The sequence below is a fragment of the Alloalcanivorax sp. C16-2 genome (assembly GCF_046507615.1).
Taxonomy (GTDB): Bacteria; Pseudomonadota; Gammaproteobacteria; order Pseudomonadales; family Alcanivoracaceae; genus Alloalcanivorax; species Alloalcanivorax marinus_A.
On sequence record NZ_JBKFTL010000001.1, the window covers coordinates 1,334,075 to 1,353,204 of the forward strand.

The following is a 19,130-nucleotide window of genomic DNA, read 5'->3' on the forward strand; positions in this document are numbered from 1 at the left end:
TTCCTCGCTTATTTCCCACAAACCGGCGGGCCCTTGTCCGACTCCGCCGCCAGGGGCCCCTGCGTACAGTAAGGGCTGGACGGCCCATTCATCGGGATGGGGTTTTATTTGTACGCAGGGAACGTATAGTATGCGAGCGGTATTCGTGGAGTTGACGCCGTTCCGGCGCCACCGGGCGGCGTATCTGGACGAGGACACCTACTGGCTGCTGCAGCGGGTTCTGATGCTGCATCCGGAGGCCGGCCCCCGGATGCCGGGCACCGGCGGATTGCGCAAGCTGCGTTTCGTGGATGAACGGCGCGGCAAGGGCACGCGCGGCGGCTTACGGGTGATCTATTACTGGTGGCCCACGGGCGCTCAGTTCTGGTTGTTCACGCTCTACGGCAAGGACGAGGCCGACGATTTGACGCTGGCCGAGCGTCGCGCGCTGAGACGCCTGCTGAAGGCGGAGTTGATGGCGAGGCGTAATCAGACGGGAGGATCATGACATGAAGCGGGATCTGTTCGCGGAATTGAAGGAAGGCTTTCAGGAACTGGAGGCCCAGCGCCAGGGCAAACTTACCCTGCGTGGTCAGGAGGCCCGGCTGGCGCCGGTGGCGGCCATTGACGCCGGTGACCTGCTGGCCCTGCGCGAGCGCCTCAACCTGTCCCGGGCGGTGTTCGCCATGTACCTGCGCACCAATCCCCGCACCCTGGAAAACTGGGAGCAGGGCCGTGCCCGCCCCAACGCCCAGGCCGCTACCCTGATCCGCCTGATCGAACGCTACCCGGACACCCTGGAGCGACTGGCCGGGCTGTAGTTTCGCGTCTGATTGTTCATGAAAACCGAATAGAGTTATCAGGATTGTCGGGTTTATCGATTTTTCCTGAACGATAGCATGGGGTTTTCCGATTCATTGCGCCGAGAGGTCCCCCATGAGCAGCACTTCCATCGAACACTCTTCCAAGGTCGCCCTGGTCACCGGCGCCTCCCGTGGTATTGGCCGCGCCATTGCCCTGCGGCTGGCCCGGGACGGCTTCGCCGTGGTGGTCAACTACGCCCACTCTGAAGCCGCCGCCCGGGAGGTGGTGGACGCCATCGAGGCGGACGGCGGCCGCGCCCTGGCGGTGCGGGCGGATGTGGGTGACGAGCAGGATGTGGCGCGGTTGTTCGACAGCGCGGAACAAACCCTGGGTGGCGTCCATGTGGTGGTCAACAGCGCCGGCGAGCTGCCCATGGCGCCGATTGAAACCGCCCGCCTGGCGGATTTCGACCGGGTCATTCGCACCAACCTGCGCGGCACCTTCCTGGTGCTCGCCGAGGCCGCCGCCCGGCTCGGGCAAGGCGGCCGCATCGTGGCCCTCTCCACCAGCGTCATTGCCAAGGCGTTGCCCGCCTATGGCCCCTACATCGCCAGCAAGGCCGGCGTGGAAGGTCTGGTGCGGGTGCTCGCCAACGAGCTGCGCGGCCGGCATATCACGGTGAATGCCGTGGCGCCGGGACCGGTGGGCACGGAACTGTTCCTGGAGGGCAAGTCCCAGGCGCTGATCGACCAACTGGCCGCCCAGGCACCCCTGGAACGGCTCGGCGAGCCGGATGATATCGCCGGCGTGGTGTCGTTCCTGGCCGGCCCGGACGGCGGTTGGGTCAACGCCCAGGTGCTGCGCGCCAACGGCGGCTTTGCCTGAGCCGGCGCCGCCGTGTCGCGGTCGGTGGCACGCCGCCCGGCGGCGGTGTAACGTCGCTTCCTTTTCCGAGGGGGAAGCGAATGAATTCCGTCAGTACAGCGGCGACGCTGCTCGCCGCCCTGGCTCTTACCGGCTGTGCCGGCATCGTCGGCGGCGGGTTGGCGCGGGTGGATCAGACCTCGGTGGCGGTGCCGGTCTGCGACGCCGACACCGACCCCAGGCCCTACTATTTCGAGCTGGACGCGGACGCCCGTAACGACTACCTGGACGATAACCTGGCGGGCAAGCTGTCCGGCTGGACCCTGGGGCTGCTGCCCACCTACTGGTTGTCGCCGGTGAAGGCGGAAGCCCGCCTGTACCACCGGGGCGAGCGGATCGACACCTATCAATACTCCGCCCGGGTGCACAAGTTCTATGGCCTGCTCTGGGCCCTGCCTCTGATCCCGGTGAACGCGGTGGTCGCCGATTACAACCAGGTGCCGGCCAACGAAGGCGTGGGGTTGGCGGTGGGTTGGATCATCCCCGACAAGGCCGCCGCCCGGGCCTATCTGGATGCCACGGAAAAGCGTGGCCTGGCGCCGGATCAGGTGTGCTACTGGCGAGGTGACCGCCGGCACTGATGGTGCCGCGTATATTTTGTATATACCTTCTGTTTCAAGCCGGGCCGTGGCGCGTCAAGGGGGCGTGAATCCGGGGTTTTTGCTTTGACAGCGCGGCGTTTAACGACAACCATGTGGTCGTCGGTTGTCCGGCTGTCCAGCGACTCTTTGATTATGGCCCAAGAAAATCAACGTGGCGGGATCTCCCCAGCCACGGATGACATGTCCTCCCCGGTGGAGCTGAACTCGGTTTCAGCCGCTCTGCTCGCGGATATTTTCAATCAGCTTCCGGAAGCGGTGGTGGTGGCCGATCAGGCGCGCCGGGTGGTTTATGTCAATCCTGCCACCGAACGGCTGTTCGGTTATTCTCCGGTCGAGCTGATTGGCAAGGAAACGGCGATTTTCTATGCCGACCGGAGTGACTTCGACGACCAGGGCCAGCGTCGTTACAACCCGGACGCCCATGGCGGCATGGCCAATTACCGGATGACCTACCGGTGCGCCGATGGAACCGTGTTCCTGGCACACACCTGCGGTGGCGTGATGCATGATTCGCGCGGTGAAGTGAGCGGCTACATCGCTTTGGTGCGCCCCTCCGCGCCGGTGGAAAAATCCATCGATACCCTGCAACGGCTGCATGCCATCAGCGCCAATCCATCCATGGATCGGGATGAACGGATCGACGCCATCCTGGAGCTGGGGGCGAGTCATTTCGGGCTGCCGGTGGCGATCCAGTCACGCATCGTTGGAGAGGATTATCTGGTCGAGCATTGCGTGAGCCCGGACGGTGGTCTGGTTCCAGGCACCGGGTTCGAGTTGCCCGGGACCTATTGCGTGCACACGCTCAAGGCGGACCGGCCGATCGGTTTCCACCACACCGCGCACAGTGAAATCCGCCACCATCCCTGTTATCTGAATTTCGGTCTGGAGTCCTACATCGGCAGCCCGATTCAGGTGGCGGGCAAGGTCTACGGCACCCTGAATTTCTCCTCGCCGGAACCGTGCCGGCCTTTCACTCAGGACGATCTGATTTTCATGCAGTTGCTGGCGGACACCGTCGGTCATGAAATCCACGAAAGCATGATGCGCGACCAACTGAGCGCGTTAGCCCGCACCGATGAGCTCACCGGAATCGCCAACCGGCGCGCGATCATGGAGACCCTGGACTGGCAGGTGGCGCATTCGCGTCGCTCCGGGCTGCCATTGTGCGTATTGTCCCTGGATCTGGATTACTTCAAGCGCATTAACGACACCTGGGGCCATGCCGGTGGCGACAGCGTGCTGAGCGCCTTCGCCGACATCCTGCTGAGGTCGTGCCGCGAAGTGGATCACTGCGGAAGGCTGGGGGGCGAGGAATTCATCGTTGTTCTGCCGGATACAGATCTACAAGGTGGCCGCGCGGTGGCGTCGCGTTTGCGCAATACCATGGCCATCAGTCAGCTGCCGGTGTCCGACCGGGAGAAGATCACCGTGACGCTTAGTGCCGGCCTGGCCGCCCTGGGCCCCGAGGAGACCGTGCCGTCCCTGCTGCGCCGCGTCGACGATGCCCTCTACGAGGCCAAGAACGGTGGCCGCGACCGCCTGTGCGAGGCCGGTGACGCGCGGCAATGAGCAGTGGCCGTGAGACGCTTGATCTGAACGGCCCGGCGGGCCGTCTCCGTTTGACCCTGGATCACCCGGATGGACCACCCCGGGGCGTGGCCCTGGTGGGGCACCCGCAGCCGGTGCTGGGCGGCTCACCGCGCCATCCGGTTCCCCATGCGCTGGCGCGGGCCCTGCGTGCCGGCGGCTGGCTGGCGGTGCGGCCGGCGTTCCGTGGCGTGGACGGGTCGGAAGGTGAGCACGATGAAGGGGAAGGCGAAACCGAGGACACCGGCGTGATGATCGAAGCGCTGCGGGTGCGCCATCCGGACCTGCCCCTGGCCCTGGTGGGCTTCTCCTTCGGCGCCTGGGTGTTCGCGCGTGCCGCCGCGCGGCTGGCGCGACCGGTGGACGCGCTGGTGTTGATGGGCATGCCGGTGGGGAAGGTGCCCGATGGCCGTGTCTACGAACCGGTGCCGGTACCCACCGATGCGCTGCTGCTGCATGGCGAGGACGACGAGCGCGCGCCGCTGGCGGACCTGCTCGCTCATTTGCGCGCCGAGCGCCATCCGGTGACCGTGTTTCCCGGCACCGACCACTTCTTCAAAGGCTGTTTACCGGCGGCATCCCAGGCCGTGCTCACCCATCTGCGGGCGGTGGCCGGGGCGTGACGGCGTGAAGGTGGTACCCTTGGCGTTTTCCCACTGAAACGAGCGAAGCCCAATGAGTGATCAACGCACGCCCTGGCATTGCGCCCACGGCCGCCCCTATGATCCCTTCCCGGTGCTGGATGCCCTGGCCGGTGGGGACCCCGAGGCTCTGGATACGCTGTGGCGGAACCTGGTGCGTGACGGCGCGGTGGGAACGGCTTCCTACGCGGCGGTGCCGCGCTTGGTGGATGCCGGCCAACTGGCGCTGGTGGCGGCCATCGAGCTGGGACGCGAGGAGGACGGCGCGCCATCATTGCCGGCGGACCTGCGCACGCCATACCTGCGTGCCGTCGAGTACGCTCTGGAGCGGGTGCCCGGAGACAGCGAACGGCTGCAGGCCTGGTATTCACTGCATGCCGCCCGTCGGGGCCACCGTGAGCTGGCGCGGGCACTGCAACTGATGGACCGGCGGGCGATCCTCGACCTCCACGGCTGATCGGGCCGCCCCAATGCGTGGCGGTCGCGGTCGAAGCCGCTCCCGTCGCCAGCCGCGCGCTGCTCTAGGCGCGATGAACCTGAATTTTCCGAAGCTTTACAAAGCCTGCCAACCGGGTCGTGGGGCAAAGGCGCGGGCATGGGATACCATCCGCGGAGTTCCGACCGGTGTCCGCCCATGAAGCGGGTGCCCGGCTCGGTTGGCATCCGGACCAAGAGCAATCATGACTGACTTATCCGAAGGCGTTATCGACGCCGCCGTCCATGGCGAGATTCTGCGGCGCCTGCGCGCCACCGAGCAGGAGCACGATGTGCGCGTGCTGCTCGCGGTGGAATCCGGTAGCCGTGCCTGGGGATTTCCTTCTCCGAACAGCGATTACGATGTCCGCTTTGTCTACGTCCGTTCCGAGGACTGGTATCTGTCCCTGGATGTGGAGGACCGCCGCGACGTGATCGAGTACGAGATCGTCGATGACATTGATCTTAACGGCTGGGATCTGCGCAAGGCGCTGAAACTGCTGCGTAAATCCAACCCATCCATCGTCGAATGGTTGCAGTCGTCGATCCTGTATCGGGATGACGGCCACTTCGCCGAGCGGGCCCGGGCATTGCTGCCGAGCGTCTACGCCGTCGACAAGGGTGTGTTTCATTACCTCAGCATGGCGGACAAGAATTACCACGGTTATCTCAAGGCGAGGCTGGTGCCGCTCAAGAAATATTTCTATGTGCTGCGACCGCTGCTGGCGATCCGCTGGCTGGAGCGGTACCGCACGCCGGCGCCGATCGAATTCGAGCGGCTGCGTGCGCTGGTGGCGGACAATGAAATCCTCGACAAGGAGATCGGCCGCTTGCTGGCGCGCAAGCAGCGCAGCCAGGAGAAGGAATTCGTGCCGGCGATTCCGGCGCTCAACGAGTTCATCGAACACGAGCTGTCGCGGCTGTCCCGATATCAGGCCAAGGGGGACACGCCGGACGGTGATCCGGCGGCGCTCAACGCCCTGTTTCGCGATTGCTTGCGGGGGCGATGAGCGCGCCGGAAGAAGACGTTAATCCTCGTCGTTGTCGCCCGTCACTTCCACCAGCACCACCAGCCCCAACTCGTTGGGATCGCCCTGGTCCGGTTCGAAACGCAGGGTGAACAGGCCCAGGCTGGCATCCTGATTGAAGAAGCCGTCCAGCACATTGGTGCCGTCACCAGCCTCCAGGGTCAGGGTGGCGGCGCCGTTGGCGGCGACGTCCACGGAAAAGCTTTCTTCGACCTCATCCACGCTGGTCTCCAGGTTGGCGGCCAGGTTGTTCTTGCTCACCTCATTGATGCCGCCGGCCAGGGTCGCCTGGGTGGCGCTGTCCAGGGTCAGGAAGGTATTGAACTGGCTGGCGTACATTTCCATATTGGCGCCGCCCGCCGGGTTGCCTTCCAGGAACAGCGACAGCAGCATCATCCGATAGCGGTTGCCGGCCACGTCGGGGGTGGCTTGGGGCAGCTTCACCATCAGGGTGGTGTCGAAACGGGCGAATTCCGAGTCGCTTCCCTCGGCGCGCATCAGGCTGATGAAATCGTGGGTGTCGTTGATGAAACCGTCCTCGGGCTCGCCGCCGATGGCCACGATGTCACCGTCACCGTCGATGATCACCGACAAATTCTCGACCGTCTCGGTGGCGCCGGTTTCATAACCGGTGCCCACGCCCAGTCGATGGAAGGTACCGGTGGCCAGATTCAGATTACCGTTGCCATTAAAGCTCACCACATTGGTTTCCGCTTCCACGGCGATCAACCCCTGTTCCATCTCGGTGGCCAGGTAGACGCGACCGAAATCACCGTCAAGGTCGTTGTCGCTGAAATCCGTGGGGGTGCGGGCGAATACCTCCAGGGCCCGGAAGGCTTCATCGCCGCGCCGGTCGTCCGGGTTGAGGGCGCCGTCCTGGGTCACGCCGTAGCGTACCGCCGCTTCCTTGGACACCTGGAAGAACAGCCCACGGTCGCCGACCCGTTGCAGGTTGTACACCGAGGGCGGGAAGCGGAACGCATGCTCGTCATCGACTTCCTCCTCGAATTCGCCTTCCACGGACAGAATGCCGGAAGCGGTGAGCGCGGCGGAGAAGGTTTCGTCCATCTCCTCCCCACTGGTGCCATAGTCCAGCCAGGCGCCGCTGACGGTGTTGCCGGACAGCATGCCCTCGGCGCTTTCCTCGCCGGTCAGGTTGAGGTCGACGATGCCGTCGCCGCCATCGCTGAAAGTGAAGGTGCTGGTGTAAAGGTCGGTGGCGAAGGTGCCGCCGCTCTGATCATCGCTATCGTGCAGACCTAGCGAGAAGGCGTTGGCGCGGTAGTGGCCGGCCACCGTGGCGGCGTCGCCGCCGCCGTCGTTGATCACCGCCACCTGGTTTTCCACCAGGTCGCCGACCTCGGCGTCCAACTGCTCGAGCATGTCGGTCAGGTTGGCGCCGGCGGTGAGATCGAAGGCCTCCACCTTGCCTTTGAGCTTGACCACCTCATTGATCACCAGTTGCTCCAGGTCGGTGCCCTGGGCGATGAATTCGCGCAGCAGGAATTCCGAAGTGGGGTCGATATTGACCGCTTCCTCCACCACCTGGGCGCGCATCTGGGCGTCGGCGCCGCTGATGCGCACCACCAGGTTGCCGGCCAGGTTCACGCCCTGGGGCAGGGTCAGGGTGTAATCGCCGGTGGTGGACGTGGTGGTGGTGGCGAGCACCTCGCCGACCGGGTTGCCGTCATTGTCCACCCGGATCAATTCCACGGTGGCGCCGTTGACCGGCTGCAGGCCGGTGATGGCCGCTGCCGCCGGCTGGATCAGGAAGTCCAGCACCACCCGCAACGGGTCCGGCGCGCGCAGTGAGGCGACCATGCCGGAAGGCGCCGAGGCGGTGCCGGTGACGGTGCGTGCCTGGCCAGTGTCGGAATCGTCGGAAGAGGACGACGAGGAGTCGCCGCAGGCGGCGAGAGCCGCCAGCAAGGCCATCAAGGCCAGTGTATGAAACGGTTTGAAGTTCATGTGAACGTCCCCAGTGTGTTGTCTTGTCCACGGCGAGCCTAGCCAGCGCCCTGCTACCCCACATCCCCCAAATGGGGTAAGACCACCTTGAAATCCCGTTCCGGGCTATCAGGTAGGCGGCATCGGCAAGCATTCGTGCAAGGAGGAGCTCATGAGTTCTAACGCCGACGCGCGGGATATTCCCGACACCATGGCCGCCATGGTGCTCACCGGCCACGGCGGTTTGGACAAGCTGGTTTACCGGGACGATCTGCCGGTGCCGGCGCCGGGCCCCGGTCAGGTGCTGGTGCGGGTGACCGCCACCGCCAAGAACAACACCGACCGCAAGGCCCGCGAAGGGCTCTATCCCACCAAGGAGAAGGACGAGGTCACCTCCTTTCAGATGGGCGGCGCGCCCACCTTGACGTTCCCGCGCATCCAGGGCGCCGACGTGGCCGGCCGGGTGGTGGCGGTGGGCGAAGGCGTTGATCCAGCCCGCCTTGGTGAACGGGGGCTGCTGGATTTCAATCTCTATCCGGATGACCGACAGGATCTTAACCTGACCCCGGATTATTACGGCCATGGCGCCGATGGCGGCTTCGCCGAATACATCGTGGTGCCGTCGGACCAGTTCCACGCGGTGCCCAACCCGGAACTGGCCGACGCCGAGCTGGCCGCCCTGGGTATGTGTTCCTACCAGACCGCCTGCCACATGCTCACCGCCGCCCGGGTGCGCGCCGGCGAGCGGGTATTGGTCACCGGCGCCAGTGGTGGCGTGGGCACCGCGTTGATCCAGCTGTGCCGGCTGCTGGGCGCCATCCCCTATGCCCTGAGCACGCCGGACAAGGCGGAGGCGCTGCGTGAACTGGGCGCCGAGGCGGTGCTGGACCGCTCCAATATGGACACCTTCACCGAGCGGGTCCGGGATCTCACCGGCGGGGCTCCCATCGACGCGGTCATGGATCTGGTGGGCGGCGACATGACCGACCGCTTCATCGATACCATGATTTTCGACATGAAGGCCCGTGACGGTTACCCGCGCCTGAGCATCGCCGGCGCCAGTGGCGGCAACGTCAGCGAGATTCTCTGGACGCGGATTTATCTGTACCAGGTCCAGGTGTTCGGGGTGTCCCACGGCACCCGGCGGGAAGCCGGGCAACTGATGCAATGGATTCGCGACGGGGCGCTCAAGCCGGTGCTGCACGGCGCCTTCCGTCTCTCCGACCTGCACCGCGCGGAGCGTTATTTCGTGGAGCGCGGCAGCCACTACCTGGGCAAGATCGTGATCGTGCCCGACGCTCAGTGGCCGGAGCACGGTGCCCCCTTCGCCTTGAACCAGCAGGAGCAGAATCGGGGGGCGCCGGTGTCATGAAAAACGAACTGACCCTGCAACTGATCGACACCCACGCCGGCGGCGACGTGAGCCGAATCGTCACCGGCGGCGTGGACCCGCTGCCCGGCGCCACCGTGCGCCAGCGAATGGAATACCTGCGCGACGATGCCGACGGCTTGCGCCGGCTACTGTTGGAAGAACCCTACGGGGCGCCGGAAATGTCCGTGGATCTGATCGTGCCGCCTTCGGACCCCCGAGCGGAAACCGGCTACATCATCATGGAAGTGATGGGCTATCCGATCTACTCCGGCTCCAACACCATCTGTACCGCCACGGCACTGCTGGAGAGCGGCCTGGTGCCCAAGCGCGAGGGGCATCAGCATTTTCTGCTGGAATCGCCGGCCGGGCTGGTGCAGATCGATGCCCGGATCGAGAACGGCGTGGTGGAAGCGATCACCTGCGGCGGTCTGCCCAGCTACATTGATACCCATCGCGCCTCCATCCATGTGCCGCATCTGGGCGACATAAGCTACAGCGTGGCCTACAGCGGCGGTTTCTACGCCCTGGTGGACGCCCGCGATCTGGGTTTCCACCTGACCCGGGACGAAGAGCGCGATCTGGCCCGCTGCGCCGGCGCCATCGTCGAGGCGATCCAGGCGGAGCGCGGTTTTTCCCATTACACCCTGGGCGATGTGGGACCGCTGCCGTTTCTGCACTTCATGGGGCCGGTGGAACAGGTCGCCGATGACTTTTACCGCTCCCGCTCGGCCACTTACGTGCACCCCGGGGTGATCTGCCGCAGCACCACCGGCACCGGTACCTCGGCGCGGCTGGCATTGATGCACCATGAAGGCGACATCCGCCCCGGCGACAAGCTGGAAACCGTCTCGTTGCGTGAGTCCGGGTTCATTGGCGAGTTCCTTGGCGTGGAGCAGGCCGGCGCCCACGACGTGGTGCGCAACACCATCACCGGCAAGGGCCATGTGCTGGCCCGCTCGGAGGTCGTGGTCAACTGCGATGACCCGATGGTGGAGTGCGGCGGTCTGCACCACATTCTGACGTCGCGCCACGGCTGAGCTAATCCGGCGGGCAATCGACGCGCCGCTCCGTTATCCTGTGCCGCCGAAAGCGCCTGGGAAAGGAGTTGCGCATGCGGCGAACCGGAAAGCGGCACACGGCGGTCATGGCCGGTTTCATTGGCAACGTGGTGGAGTGGTATGACTTCGCCCTGTACGGCTACATGGCCGGTATCATCGCCGACCTGTTCTTTCCCGGGGAGGACAGCATCGCCGCGCTGATCGCCACCTATGGGGTGTTCGCCGCCGGTTTCCTGATGCGCCCCCTGGGCTCGGTGGCGTTCGGCTGGCTTGGCGACACCCTGGGCCGCAGTGCCACCATGTTGTTATCGGTAAGCATGATGGCGCTGCCGACGCTGTTGCTGGGTTGTTTGCCGGTGTACGACAGCATCGGCCTGTGGGCGCCGCTGCTATTGGTGCTGATCCGCCTGGTGCAGGGTTTGTCCGTGGGGGGAGAGTTCAGCAGCTCGGTGACCTATCTGGTGGAGACCGCGCCCCGTTCCCGGCGTGGTCTGGCTGGCAGCTGGGCCAACACCGGCACCATGGTGGGCATGTTGCTGGGGTCCGCGGTGGCGGCGCTCACCACCTCGCTGTTCGCCCAGGAAACCCTGTTGGACTGGGGCTGGCGGGTGCCCTTCCTGCTTGGCGGCATCCTCGGGGTCACTTCCATTCTGATGCGCCGCCATCTGCCCAAGTCCGAGGAATTCCAGCGCCACCACGAAGAGCGACCAGATACCTCGCCGTTGCGCCGCGCGCTTACCGAAAACCGCCTTGAGATGGTGCAGGCGGTGGTGTTCGCGTCCGCCTATGGCGCGCTGTTCTACCTGCCGTTGGTGTATCTGCCGGAATGGCTAAACCGTTTCACCGGCCTGCCTCTGGATCTGGCGCTGCGCATCAACACCTTCGCAACGGTGCTGCTGCTGGTGTTGATTCCACTGTCCGGCTGGATCGGCGACCATGGCCCGCGCCGCACCCGCTTCATCGCCCTGGCCATGTTCGCCATGGCGGCGGTGGCCTGGCCCGCCTATGCCTGGTTGCACGCCGACCGCCTGGTGGCGGCGGTGGTGGTGCAGTTCGGGCTGGTGGCGCTGCTGGCGGTGCCGCTGGGTTCGGCGCCGGCCATGTTCGTGGAGTTGTTCCCGGCCCGGGATCGTCTGTCCGGCTATTCGGTGGCCTATAACCTGGGTCTGGGTGTGATCGGCGGTGCCACGCCGATGTTCGCCACCTGGCTGATCGAGGCCACCGGTTACGCCGCCGTGCCCGGCGTGCTGCTCGCCGCCTGCGCCCTGGTGGCCGGGCTGGTGATGCTGTGGATGCGCGACCGCAGCCGCGAGCCGCTGCGCTAGCGGCCGGGGGCCGCGCGGGCACGGACCTTGCTATCCCATCAGTGGGCTGACGTTTTTCACCGGACGCGGGGCGTGTCCGGGGGCGTCGGGCTCCATTTTGGGTACTGGGAGGCAAGATCATGCGCGTTTTCGGAACATCCCTGCTCGGCGCCGGCATGGGCGTCGGCCTGGCGCTGCTCACGGCGCCAGCGCACGCGGCGGACTGCGCCGCCGGCGACGCCCGGCATTTCACCGTGGCCGCCAACAAGGACACCGTTCACTGGGGCTACTTCAGCAAGGACGCCACGCCGCTGATCGAAGTGAACTCCGGTGACTTCGTGACCATGGAAGCGCTCACCCACCATGCGGGGGACGACTACGACCGCATGATCAAGGGCGACGACGGCGCCGAGAGCGTGTTCCACTGGACCAGGAATGAGAAGGGCGTGGAACGTCGCGGCGCCGGCCCCATGGATGCCTCGGTGTACGGGCGCGGTGCCGGCGAAGGGTTCGGGGTGCACATCATGACCGGGCCGGTGAAGGTGTGCGGCGCGCAACCCGGCGACGTGCTGGAAGTGCGCATTCTCGACGTGAACCTGCGCCCCAGCGGCAACCAGGAGTTCGCCGGCAAGACCTTCGGCTCCAACGTGGCCGCCAACTGGGGCTTCCAATACAACGATCTGATCGAGTCCCCGGACAAGCGCGAGGTGGTCACCATCTTCGAGCTGGACAGCAGCGGCGCCAATGTCTGGGCCAAGCCGCTTTATAACTTCCGCTGGACGCCGCAAACCGACCCCTACGGCGTGGAACACGAAACCATTGATTACCCCGGCGTGGTGGTCGACCACGACACCGTGGACGAGCAGCCGGTGCTGGAAGGCGTGCAGGTCCGCGCCCGACCGCACTTCGGCACCATGGGCGTGGCGCCCCGGGAAGCGGACATGGTGGACACGGTGCCGCCGGCCTATTTCGGCGGCAACATCGACGACTGGCGCATTGGCAAGGGCGCCACCATGTACTACCCGGTGGCGGTGGACGGCGCCCTGTTCTCCGTGGGCGACCCGCACGCCGCCCAGGGCGATTCCGAACTCAGCGGTACCGCCATCGAAACCTCGCTCACCGGGGTGTTCCAGCTGATCCTGCACAAGAAGGCGGACCTGAAAGGCACGCGGCTCAGCGGTCTTTACTATCCGCTGCTGGAAACCGACGACGCCTGGGTGGTGCACGGCTTCAGCTATCCCAACTACCTGGCTGAACTGGATAAGCCGCAGCAGACCATCTACCAGAAGTCGTCCATTGATCTGGCCATGCGCGACGCCTTCCGCAAGATGCGTCATTTCCTGATGACCGCCCAGGGGCTCAGCGAGGACGAGGCGGTGAGCCTGATGTCGGTGGGCACGGACTTCGGCATCACCCAGGTGGTGGACGGCAACTGGGGCGTGCATGGCACCGTGAAGAAGGAAGTGTTCATGCACCGTTGAACGGCGCGCGGCGGCGGTCTTTATAGTGTTTTGCAAACACCGGGTAGGCGGCCGCCGCCATCATCCCCACACTGAATGCCAATGCTTCGTTAATGCTTTGAAAGGAGGCAACCATGGCATTCAGTGCGGAATACGCCAGCAACCATCCTACCCGGGACGAAATCCAGGGCATCGTGGCGCCCACGGTACTGGAGTTCGGTAGCCCGGATTGTCCCCACTGCCAGGAAGCCGGGCCGAAAGTGAAGGCCGCGTTTCAGGATTTCCCGGGTATCGGTCACGTCAAGCTGGAAGACCACGAGGACAAGATGCTCGGGCGCGCGTTCAACGTGGATAAATGGCCAACGTTGATCTTTATTCAGGAAGGTCGGGAGGTGAGCCGGTTGGTGCGGCCCGACAATGAGGATCAGATTCGGGACCGCATGGAGGACATTGACGCCAACCCGGCCCAAAGCGCGCAAATCGGCGGCTCCTGAGGAGCCGCCATCAGCCGGGTATGCCGTTCCCTAGAATTTGAAGCGGCTGCCCACGCCGTAGGTATCGCCGTCGCCGGTGTCTTCCAGATCGTCGTGCATGTAGGCGACGTAGACATCCAGGGTTTCATTGAACGGGTAGTCGTAGCCCACCGTCCAGGTTTTGCGTTTGGTGTCCCGGTCGCCGCTGTAATCGGTGTGCGCGTAGGACGCCAGCGCGGCCCCTTTACCCACCGGAATGGAGACGCCGGCCTGGCCGGTGTCGGTATCGATGTCGCCGGTGCTGGTGCCGGTGTCCAACTGCTGGTAGGACGCGAATACCTTGACCACGCCCAGGTCGTAGCTGGCGCCCGCCAGCAGCCCATCCTGCTCCACCGCGCCCAGGGCGCCGGCTTCGCCCACGCCGCCATTGCTGTCGATGGCGCCTTCCTCGATGCGGTGTCCGGCCACCGTCAGCATCAGGCCGCCGCCGCGATAGACCAGATGACCGCCCACCCGGTTGGCGCTTTCGTCGCCTTCCTGCTCGCCGAAGGCGTACATCACGTTGGCGGTGACGCCGCCCATGTTGGGGCTGGTGTAGGAGAGCGCGTTGGACCAGGCGGAATCACCGGCGGTGGGGCCGTTGTTGCCGCCCAGGAAAGAGTGCTGAATGGCCGGCGCGAAACCGAATGAACCGCCGAACGGGTTGGAGATCAGGGTGGGGACGAACATGGGCGCGGTGCTGCGACCGGCCTTGAAGGTGCCCAGATCCCCGGCCACGCCTACGTAAGCGTTGCGGGCGAAGAATTCATCGCCGCTGTAGCGTCGGTCCTCGCCGGTGTCCGGGCGCAGGAAGCTTTCCGCCACCGCCATGCCGATCATGCCGTTGGGCAGGGTGGTGGTGACCTTCGCCCCCAGGAAGGAGGTGGTCATGCCGCCGGCGTCGAGTTTGGCGGTGCCGTCGTTGTCGCCGGGCAGTTCCTTGCTGCCGGCCCAGACGTCAAGGACGCCGTAGAAGCTGGCTTCGGTTTCGGCCTGGGCCAGGCCGCTGAGGCCGAACAGGGCGGAAGTGGCCAGGATGGTATTGCGGATGCTGCGTTTCATCGGGTTTCCTCTTGTTTTTCAGGTCTCACGGTGGGGCGGCTCAGGCGGGCCGGTGCTCCCCGTTCTCTATCCCCATTTCTTGTATACAAGAAATAAGAAAAGCTGGTTTTGTTTCTATGTGGTCCATTATGGCGCCCCTGGAGAGCAGTCATTGCCCGGGGTAGGGCGACAAAGTGCCCCTTTTCTGTGCTTTTTGGGCAAAAAATCGCCGGCCTGCATCACGCAAGGCGGGCTTTTGGGGTGTGTCAGGGATGTTTCAGGGGCTGAAAAATGGCGCGTTCATTCCTTTTTCCATAAGTTGTTGTTTTATATGTATGTATTGGCTGTTTGTTTTTTGTTCTTTAAAAGCTAATCATGTATACAAAATTGAATCAAGGCTCGGTCATAAATCCACGCACTTTTTTCGGGCAGGGGCGGTATTGGGTGGCAAAACAGTGGCAGGACGTTCTGAATCGTGGGACGCTCAACCGGTAGCCCGTGCGCCGAAGGGGTGGCGCGCGGATTCCTCGAAAAGACCGGTCCCGTCTGGCAAGACAAATACAGGTACCGAAGATCGACCGGGCGGGCACAGGGGGAACCGTTAGCGCCGGTTCCGCCGATCGTTCATGTTTGGGACAGAATAATGAGTAAAGACAACGCTTCCTCACTGGATCGTATCCTCGACATCCTGTTGATGTTCGCGGGCCACGGACAGGTGGTCACCCGCCAGGAAATCGAACGGCGCTTCGGGCTCTCGCGCAGTTCCGCCTACCGTTACTTGCATACACTTCGCCGCCGTGGCCTGATCTCGAGCATGGCGCGCAGCGGTGAATACGTGCTCAGCCCCGGCTTCAGCCGCCTGGTGGCGATGACCGAGGAGAGCGGTCGTGACATGGCGGCGCTGGCGGCGCCGATTCTGCGCGAACTCACCGCCATGACCGGCGAAAGCGCCCTGGTGACCCACCGGGTCGGCGAGCGGGTGCTGTGCGTGGGATTCCAGGAGGGGCCGCGCACGGTGCGGGTGGGGCTCGGCCCGGCGGCGGACACCCCCCTTTATCTGGGCTCTTCCGCCAAGGTCCATCTGGCGCACATGCCCGATTACGACATCCGCCGTATTCTTGACCAGTGCGCGACGCTGACGCCGGAGCAATGGGGCGGTAATGTGGGGGTCCTGGAATGGGAGCTTCAGGACATCCGCGAGCGGGGCTACGCCACCAGCAACGGTGAGCTGGAAAGCGGAGTGTTCAGTACCTCGGTGCCGGTGTTCTGCCACGACGGCACCCTGTTGGCGGCGGTCACCGTGGCCGCCGTGGGAGACCGGGCGCAAGACCCGGAAGACGGCTGGCTTGATCACCTGCGCATTGCCGCCGCGCGCATAGCTCGTGAATGGCCGCGCGCCGGTCGCGGGATCTGAGCCCGCCACGGGAGTGAGGAGAGAGCATGACCACCACGTTGTTCCAAGGGGGGCGGGTCCTGACCCTGGACGAGGCAGATCGGCAGTACCATGACGGTTGCGTGCTGGTCCGCGACGACCGGATCGCCTTTGTCGGCCCCCGGGCGGAATTGCCGGATACCCCGGTGGACCGCGTTATCGACGTCACCGGCAAGCTGGTGATGCCCGGCCTGGTGAACGGCCACACCCACCTGAGCATGATCTTCGGTCGTACCCTGGGGCCGGAAAAACGGCTGCTCGACTGGCTCGACCAGCAACTGCCGATGATCGGCGCCTTTGACGACGAAGCCATGTACGTGGCCCAGATGCTGGGCTGCCTGGAAAATCTCAAGAACGGCAACACTTCCCTGGTGGAAAACCTGGCCGCCGCCCATCCGGACGACACCGCCATGGAGGACGCCACCTTCCGTGCCCTGCGCGACTCCGGCATCCGCGGCACCCTGGCGCGGGCGTTCGAGGGCCGCAATTTCCTGCCGGATTTCATGGAGAGTCTGGACGACCAGGCGCGCCGGGTCACGGCGCTGGCGGAACGCTGGCACGGCGCCGAGGGCGACCGGCTGCGGCTGTCCTTCGGGCCCCTGCTGCCCTGGTGCATGACCGAGGAGATGTACCGGGAGACCCGTGCCCTGGCGGACCGCCTGGGCCTGTGCCTGCACATGCACGTGGCGGAATCCCCGGAGTTCAACCGGCTCATCGCCAAGCATCTGGGCCGCGATATTCGCCAGGTGGAACTGCTCCACGAAACCGGTTGCCTGGGTCCGGACGTGCAGGTGGTGGCGGTGTCCGACGTTTCGCCCCGGGAGGTGGAATTGCTTGCCCAGAGCGACACCCGCGTGTTGCTGGACCCGCCCACGCGCCTGTTCTGGGGCACCGGCTTTCCCGCCATTCATCCGTTCCTGGAAGCCGGCCTCACCTGCGGGCTGGCCACCAACGGCCCCGCCGCCAACTGCGGCCAGGATCTGTTCGAAAGCATGAAATACGCCTGCGCCACCGCCAAGACCGCCAAGAACGATCCCCAGGCTCTGGGTCGTCACCGTGCCCTGCGCATGGCCACCTCCGAAGGGGCTCGCGCGATCGGTCGGGACGACCAGGTGGGGGGGCTGGCGGAGGGCCTCAAGGCGGACCTCATCACCGTGGATCTGGAGCAGGCGCACCTGGCGCCCACCCTGGATGTCACCGCCGCCCTGGTCTATAGCGCCAAGGGCACCGACGTGCGTGACGTGATGGTGGACGGCCAGCTTTTGATCGAGAACCGCAAGGCCTTGTTCGTCGACGAAAGCGCCCTGATGCGCCAGGCGGAAGAGATCGCCCGCCGCTGCATCCGCGAGGCCGGCGTCGACGTATCGCTTTAACGCGGGCGCCGTCGGCGCGCCGCGACAATAAGGAGCCCCTCCGTGTTGATAAAGGTGGGATCGATGATCGCCGCGCTGCTGGCGTGGCTTGGGTTGTCTTTTTTGTTTCCGGAAACCGTGTTGCCCGGCCCATGGCAGACCATCCAGGTGCTGGCGGACAACTTCGCCAACGGCGACATTCTCTCGCATCTCGCCGCCACGCTGGGGCGGGTGCTGGGCGGCCTGGTGCTGGCCATGGCGGTGGGCATTCCGGTCGGCGTGCTGATGGGGGTCAACCGGTTGGCGGAGAAGACCCTGGACGTCTGGGTAATGGTGGCGCTCACCGTGCCCAGCCTGTGTTACGCGATCTTCGCGTTCATCTGGATCGGGCTTAACGAAACCGCCGCCATTGTCGCCATCGGTTTGACCTCGGCGCCGTCCATCGCCATCAACCTGTGGGAAGGCGTCAAGAACATCGACACCCGCCTGTTCCAGATGGCGCGGGTATTCAACGCCTCGCGCTGGGTGATCATCCGGCGGGTGCTGTTTCCCCAGGTGCTGCCCTACATCATGGCGTCATTGCGTTTCGGCTTGGGCATCGTATGGAAGATCACGGTGCTGGTTGAATTGCTGGGCCGCCCGGACGGGGTGGGCTTCGAGCTGTTCTACTGGTATCAGCTTGGCAACATGCAGCAGGTGCTGGCATGGACCCTGCTGTTCACCCTGGTGATGCTCTTCATCGAGCTGGTCATTCTGCAAAACCTGGAGCGCCGCATGTTCGCCTGGCGCCCGGAAGTGAGAATCTGATGGACAATGGTATCCGCATCCAGGGGCTGACCAAGTCCTTCCCGGCGCCGCGCAAGGGCGGCGCCGAGCACCGTGTTCTCAATGGCCTGGACCTGACCATCGGCGACAATGAATTCGTGTGCGTGCTGGGGCCTTCCGGTTGCGGCAAGTCCACGCTGCTGAACACCCTTTCCGGTCTCGACCGTGACTACCAGGGGGAGATCCGCTTCGGCGACCGGCCCATGACCCGCGCCGGCAAGCCGCCGGTCAGGATGGGCTACCTGTTCCAGGACCCGCGCCTGCTGCCCTGGCTCAGTGCCGAACGCAATGTGGATTTCGCCCTGGAAAATTCCGATGTGCCCCGGCACCGCTGGGCGGAGATCAAGGATCATTATTTCCAGCTCACCGGCCTGCAGGCGTTCCGTGGCCACCACCCCCACGAACTGTCCGGCGGCATGGCCCAGCGTCTGGCGCTGGTGCGCGCCCTGGCCGTCGAACCGGATGTGCTGTTCATGGACGAGCCGTTCAGCGGCCTGGATGAACTGACCGCGCGGCGCCTGCGAGTGGACCTGCTGGACATCTGGCGGCGCACCGGTAAGACCATCGTCTTCATCACGCACAATAGTTACGAGGCCACCTTTCTGGCGGACCGGGTGGTGGTATTGTCCCAGGGGCGTATTCGTCGCGAAATTCCGGTGACGGTGCCGCGTCCCCGGGACTACGATGATCCGGCCCTGTTCGCGGTCAGCAAGGAGGTGTCGGCCACCTTCATCGCCGCCGCCGAGGAGGCCGAGCGCGCCCGCGCGCAATCATAGAGCAAACTTGGA

Annotated in this window: 20 protein-coding genes; 18 read left to right on the top strand and 2 right to left on the bottom strand. The window is 64.9% G+C overall.

Annotated elements, in window-relative coordinates; all coding sequences use genetic code 11:
- The first annotated feature begins 130 nt into the window (after positions 1-130).
- The 8 genes from ACLD02_RS06355 to ACLD02_RS06390 all read left to right on the top strand — a co-directional run bounded on the left by ACLD02_RS06355 (position 131) and on the right by ACLD02_RS06390 (position 6,021).
- Positions 131-487 carry a toxin gene (locus tag ACLD02_RS06355; protein ID WP_410298225.1) on the top strand — a complete coding sequence of 119 codons (357 nt, stop codon included), beginning with the start codon at positions 131-133 and terminating at the stop codon, positions 485-487.
- Between the two features lies 1 nt (position 488).
- Positions 489-800: a helix-turn-helix domain-containing protein gene (locus ACLD02_RS06360; protein WP_161385025.1), complete on the top strand. Its 312-nt coding sequence runs from the start codon at positions 489-491 to the stop codon at positions 798-800.
- Between the two features lie 115 nt (positions 801-915).
- Positions 916-1,668 (top strand): SDR family oxidoreductase, encoded by a 753-nt coding sequence (locus ACLD02_RS06365; protein WP_203104852.1) that lies wholly within the window; start codon positions 916-918, stop codon positions 1,666-1,668.
- A gap of 80 nt (positions 1,669-1,748) precedes the next feature.
- Positions 1,749-2,288 (top strand): hypothetical protein, encoded by a 540-nt coding sequence (locus ACLD02_RS06370; protein WP_410298226.1) that lies wholly within the window; start codon positions 1,749-1,751, stop codon positions 2,286-2,288.
- 201 nt (positions 2,289-2,489) lie between these two features.
- Complete coding sequence (locus ACLD02_RS06375) at positions 2,490-3,878, top strand: sensor domain-containing diguanylate cyclase (RefSeq protein ID WP_410298227.1); 1,389 nt, start codon at positions 2,490-2,492, stop codon at positions 3,876-3,878.
- Positions 3,875-4,519, top strand: coding sequence for an alpha/beta hydrolase (locus ACLD02_RS06380; RefSeq protein ID WP_410298228.1), 645 nt, complete (start codon positions 3,875-3,877; stop codon positions 4,517-4,519). Before ACLD02_RS06375 ends, ACLD02_RS06380 begins: the two co-directional genes overlap by 4 nt.
- A gap of 52 nt (positions 4,520-4,571) precedes the next feature.
- Entirely contained in the window at positions 4,572-4,994 is a 423-nt protein-coding gene (locus ACLD02_RS06385; RefSeq protein ID WP_203104848.1) for a hypothetical protein, read from the top strand.
- 223 nt (positions 4,995-5,217) lie between these two features.
- A complete protein-coding gene (locus ACLD02_RS06390) occupies positions 5,218-6,021 on the top strand; it encodes a DNA polymerase beta superfamily protein (RefSeq protein ID WP_203104847.1) in 804 nt (267 codons plus the stop codon).
- Positions 6,022-6,039: 18 nt separating this feature from the next.
- Here the strand turns inward: ACLD02_RS06390 and ACLD02_RS06395 are convergent, their stop codons facing one another.
- Entirely contained in the window at positions 6,040-8,007 is a 1,968-nt protein-coding gene (locus ACLD02_RS06395) for a hypothetical protein (RefSeq protein WP_410298229.1), read from the bottom strand.
- A 151-nt stretch (positions 8,008-8,158) separates the two neighbouring features.
- On the opposite strand from ACLD02_RS06395, the gene ACLD02_RS06400 reads away from it, so the two are divergent.
- The 5 genes from ACLD02_RS06400 (at position 8,159) to ACLD02_RS06420 (ending at position 13,674) form a co-directional block, all read left to right on the top strand.
- Positions 8,159-9,358 (top strand): zinc-binding dehydrogenase, encoded by a 1,200-nt coding sequence (locus tag ACLD02_RS06400; RefSeq protein WP_203104845.1) that lies wholly within the window; start codon positions 8,159-8,161, stop codon positions 9,356-9,358.
- Entirely contained in the window at positions 9,355-10,395 is a 1,041-nt protein-coding gene (locus tag ACLD02_RS06405; protein ID WP_410298230.1) for a proline racemase family protein, read from the top strand. Before ACLD02_RS06400 ends, ACLD02_RS06405 begins: the two co-directional genes overlap by 4 nt.
- Before the next feature lie 74 nt (positions 10,396-10,469).
- Positions 10,470-11,741 (top strand): MFS transporter, encoded by a 1,272-nt coding sequence (locus ACLD02_RS06410; protein WP_410298231.1) that lies wholly within the window; start codon positions 10,470-10,472, stop codon positions 11,739-11,741.
- A gap of 119 nt (positions 11,742-11,860) precedes the next feature.
- Positions 11,861-13,201, top strand: a complete 1,341-nt coding sequence (locus tag ACLD02_RS06415; protein ID WP_194298311.1) for an acetamidase/formamidase family protein — start codon at positions 11,861-11,863, stop codon at positions 13,199-13,201.
- A gap of 113 nt (positions 13,202-13,314) precedes the next feature.
- The gene (locus ACLD02_RS06420; protein ID WP_410298232.1) at positions 13,315-13,674 is read left to right on the top strand and encodes a thioredoxin family protein; all 360 of its coding nucleotides are present in this window, start codon (positions 13,315-13,317) and stop codon (positions 13,672-13,674) included.
- Between the two features lie 30 nt (positions 13,675-13,704).
- Here ACLD02_RS06420 and ACLD02_RS06425 read toward each other — a convergent pair whose 3' ends face one another.
- Positions 13,705-14,754, bottom strand: a complete 1,050-nt coding sequence (locus ACLD02_RS06425; protein WP_410298233.1) for a porin — start codon at positions 14,752-14,754, stop codon at positions 13,705-13,707.
- Here ACLD02_RS06425 and ACLD02_RS06430 point away from each other — a divergent pair.
- The 5 genes from ACLD02_RS06430 to ACLD02_RS06450 all read left to right on the top strand — a co-directional run bounded on the left by ACLD02_RS06430 (position 14,741) and on the right by ACLD02_RS06450 (position 19,118).
- Complete coding sequence (locus ACLD02_RS06430; RefSeq protein ID WP_410298234.1) at positions 14,741-15,106, top strand: hypothetical protein; 366 nt, start codon at positions 14,741-14,743, stop codon at positions 15,104-15,106. The genes ACLD02_RS06425 and ACLD02_RS06430 overlap by 14 nt on opposite strands.
- A gap of 270 nt (positions 15,107-15,376) precedes the next feature.
- On the top strand, positions 15,377-16,147 hold the full coding sequence (locus ACLD02_RS06435; RefSeq protein ID WP_203104840.1) for an IclR family transcriptional regulator: 771 nt from the start codon (positions 15,377-15,379) through the stop codon (positions 16,145-16,147).
- A gap of 26 nt (positions 16,148-16,173) precedes the next feature.
- Positions 16,174-17,538 carry an amidohydrolase family protein gene (locus tag ACLD02_RS06440; RefSeq protein ID WP_410298235.1) on the top strand — a complete coding sequence of 455 codons (1,365 nt, stop codon included), beginning with the start codon at positions 16,174-16,176 and terminating at the stop codon, positions 17,536-17,538.
- Between the two features lie 42 nt (positions 17,539-17,580).
- Positions 17,581-18,324, top strand: a complete 744-nt coding sequence (locus ACLD02_RS06445; RefSeq protein WP_203104838.1) for an ABC transporter permease subunit — start codon at positions 17,581-17,583, stop codon at positions 18,322-18,324.
- The gene (locus ACLD02_RS06450) at positions 18,324-19,118 is read left to right on the top strand and encodes an ABC transporter ATP-binding protein (RefSeq protein WP_410298236.1); all 795 of its coding nucleotides are present in this window, start codon (positions 18,324-18,326) and stop codon (positions 19,116-19,118) included. Before ACLD02_RS06445 ends, ACLD02_RS06450 begins: the two co-directional genes overlap by 1 nt.
- The last annotated feature ends 12 nt before the right edge of the window (positions 19,119-19,130 follow it).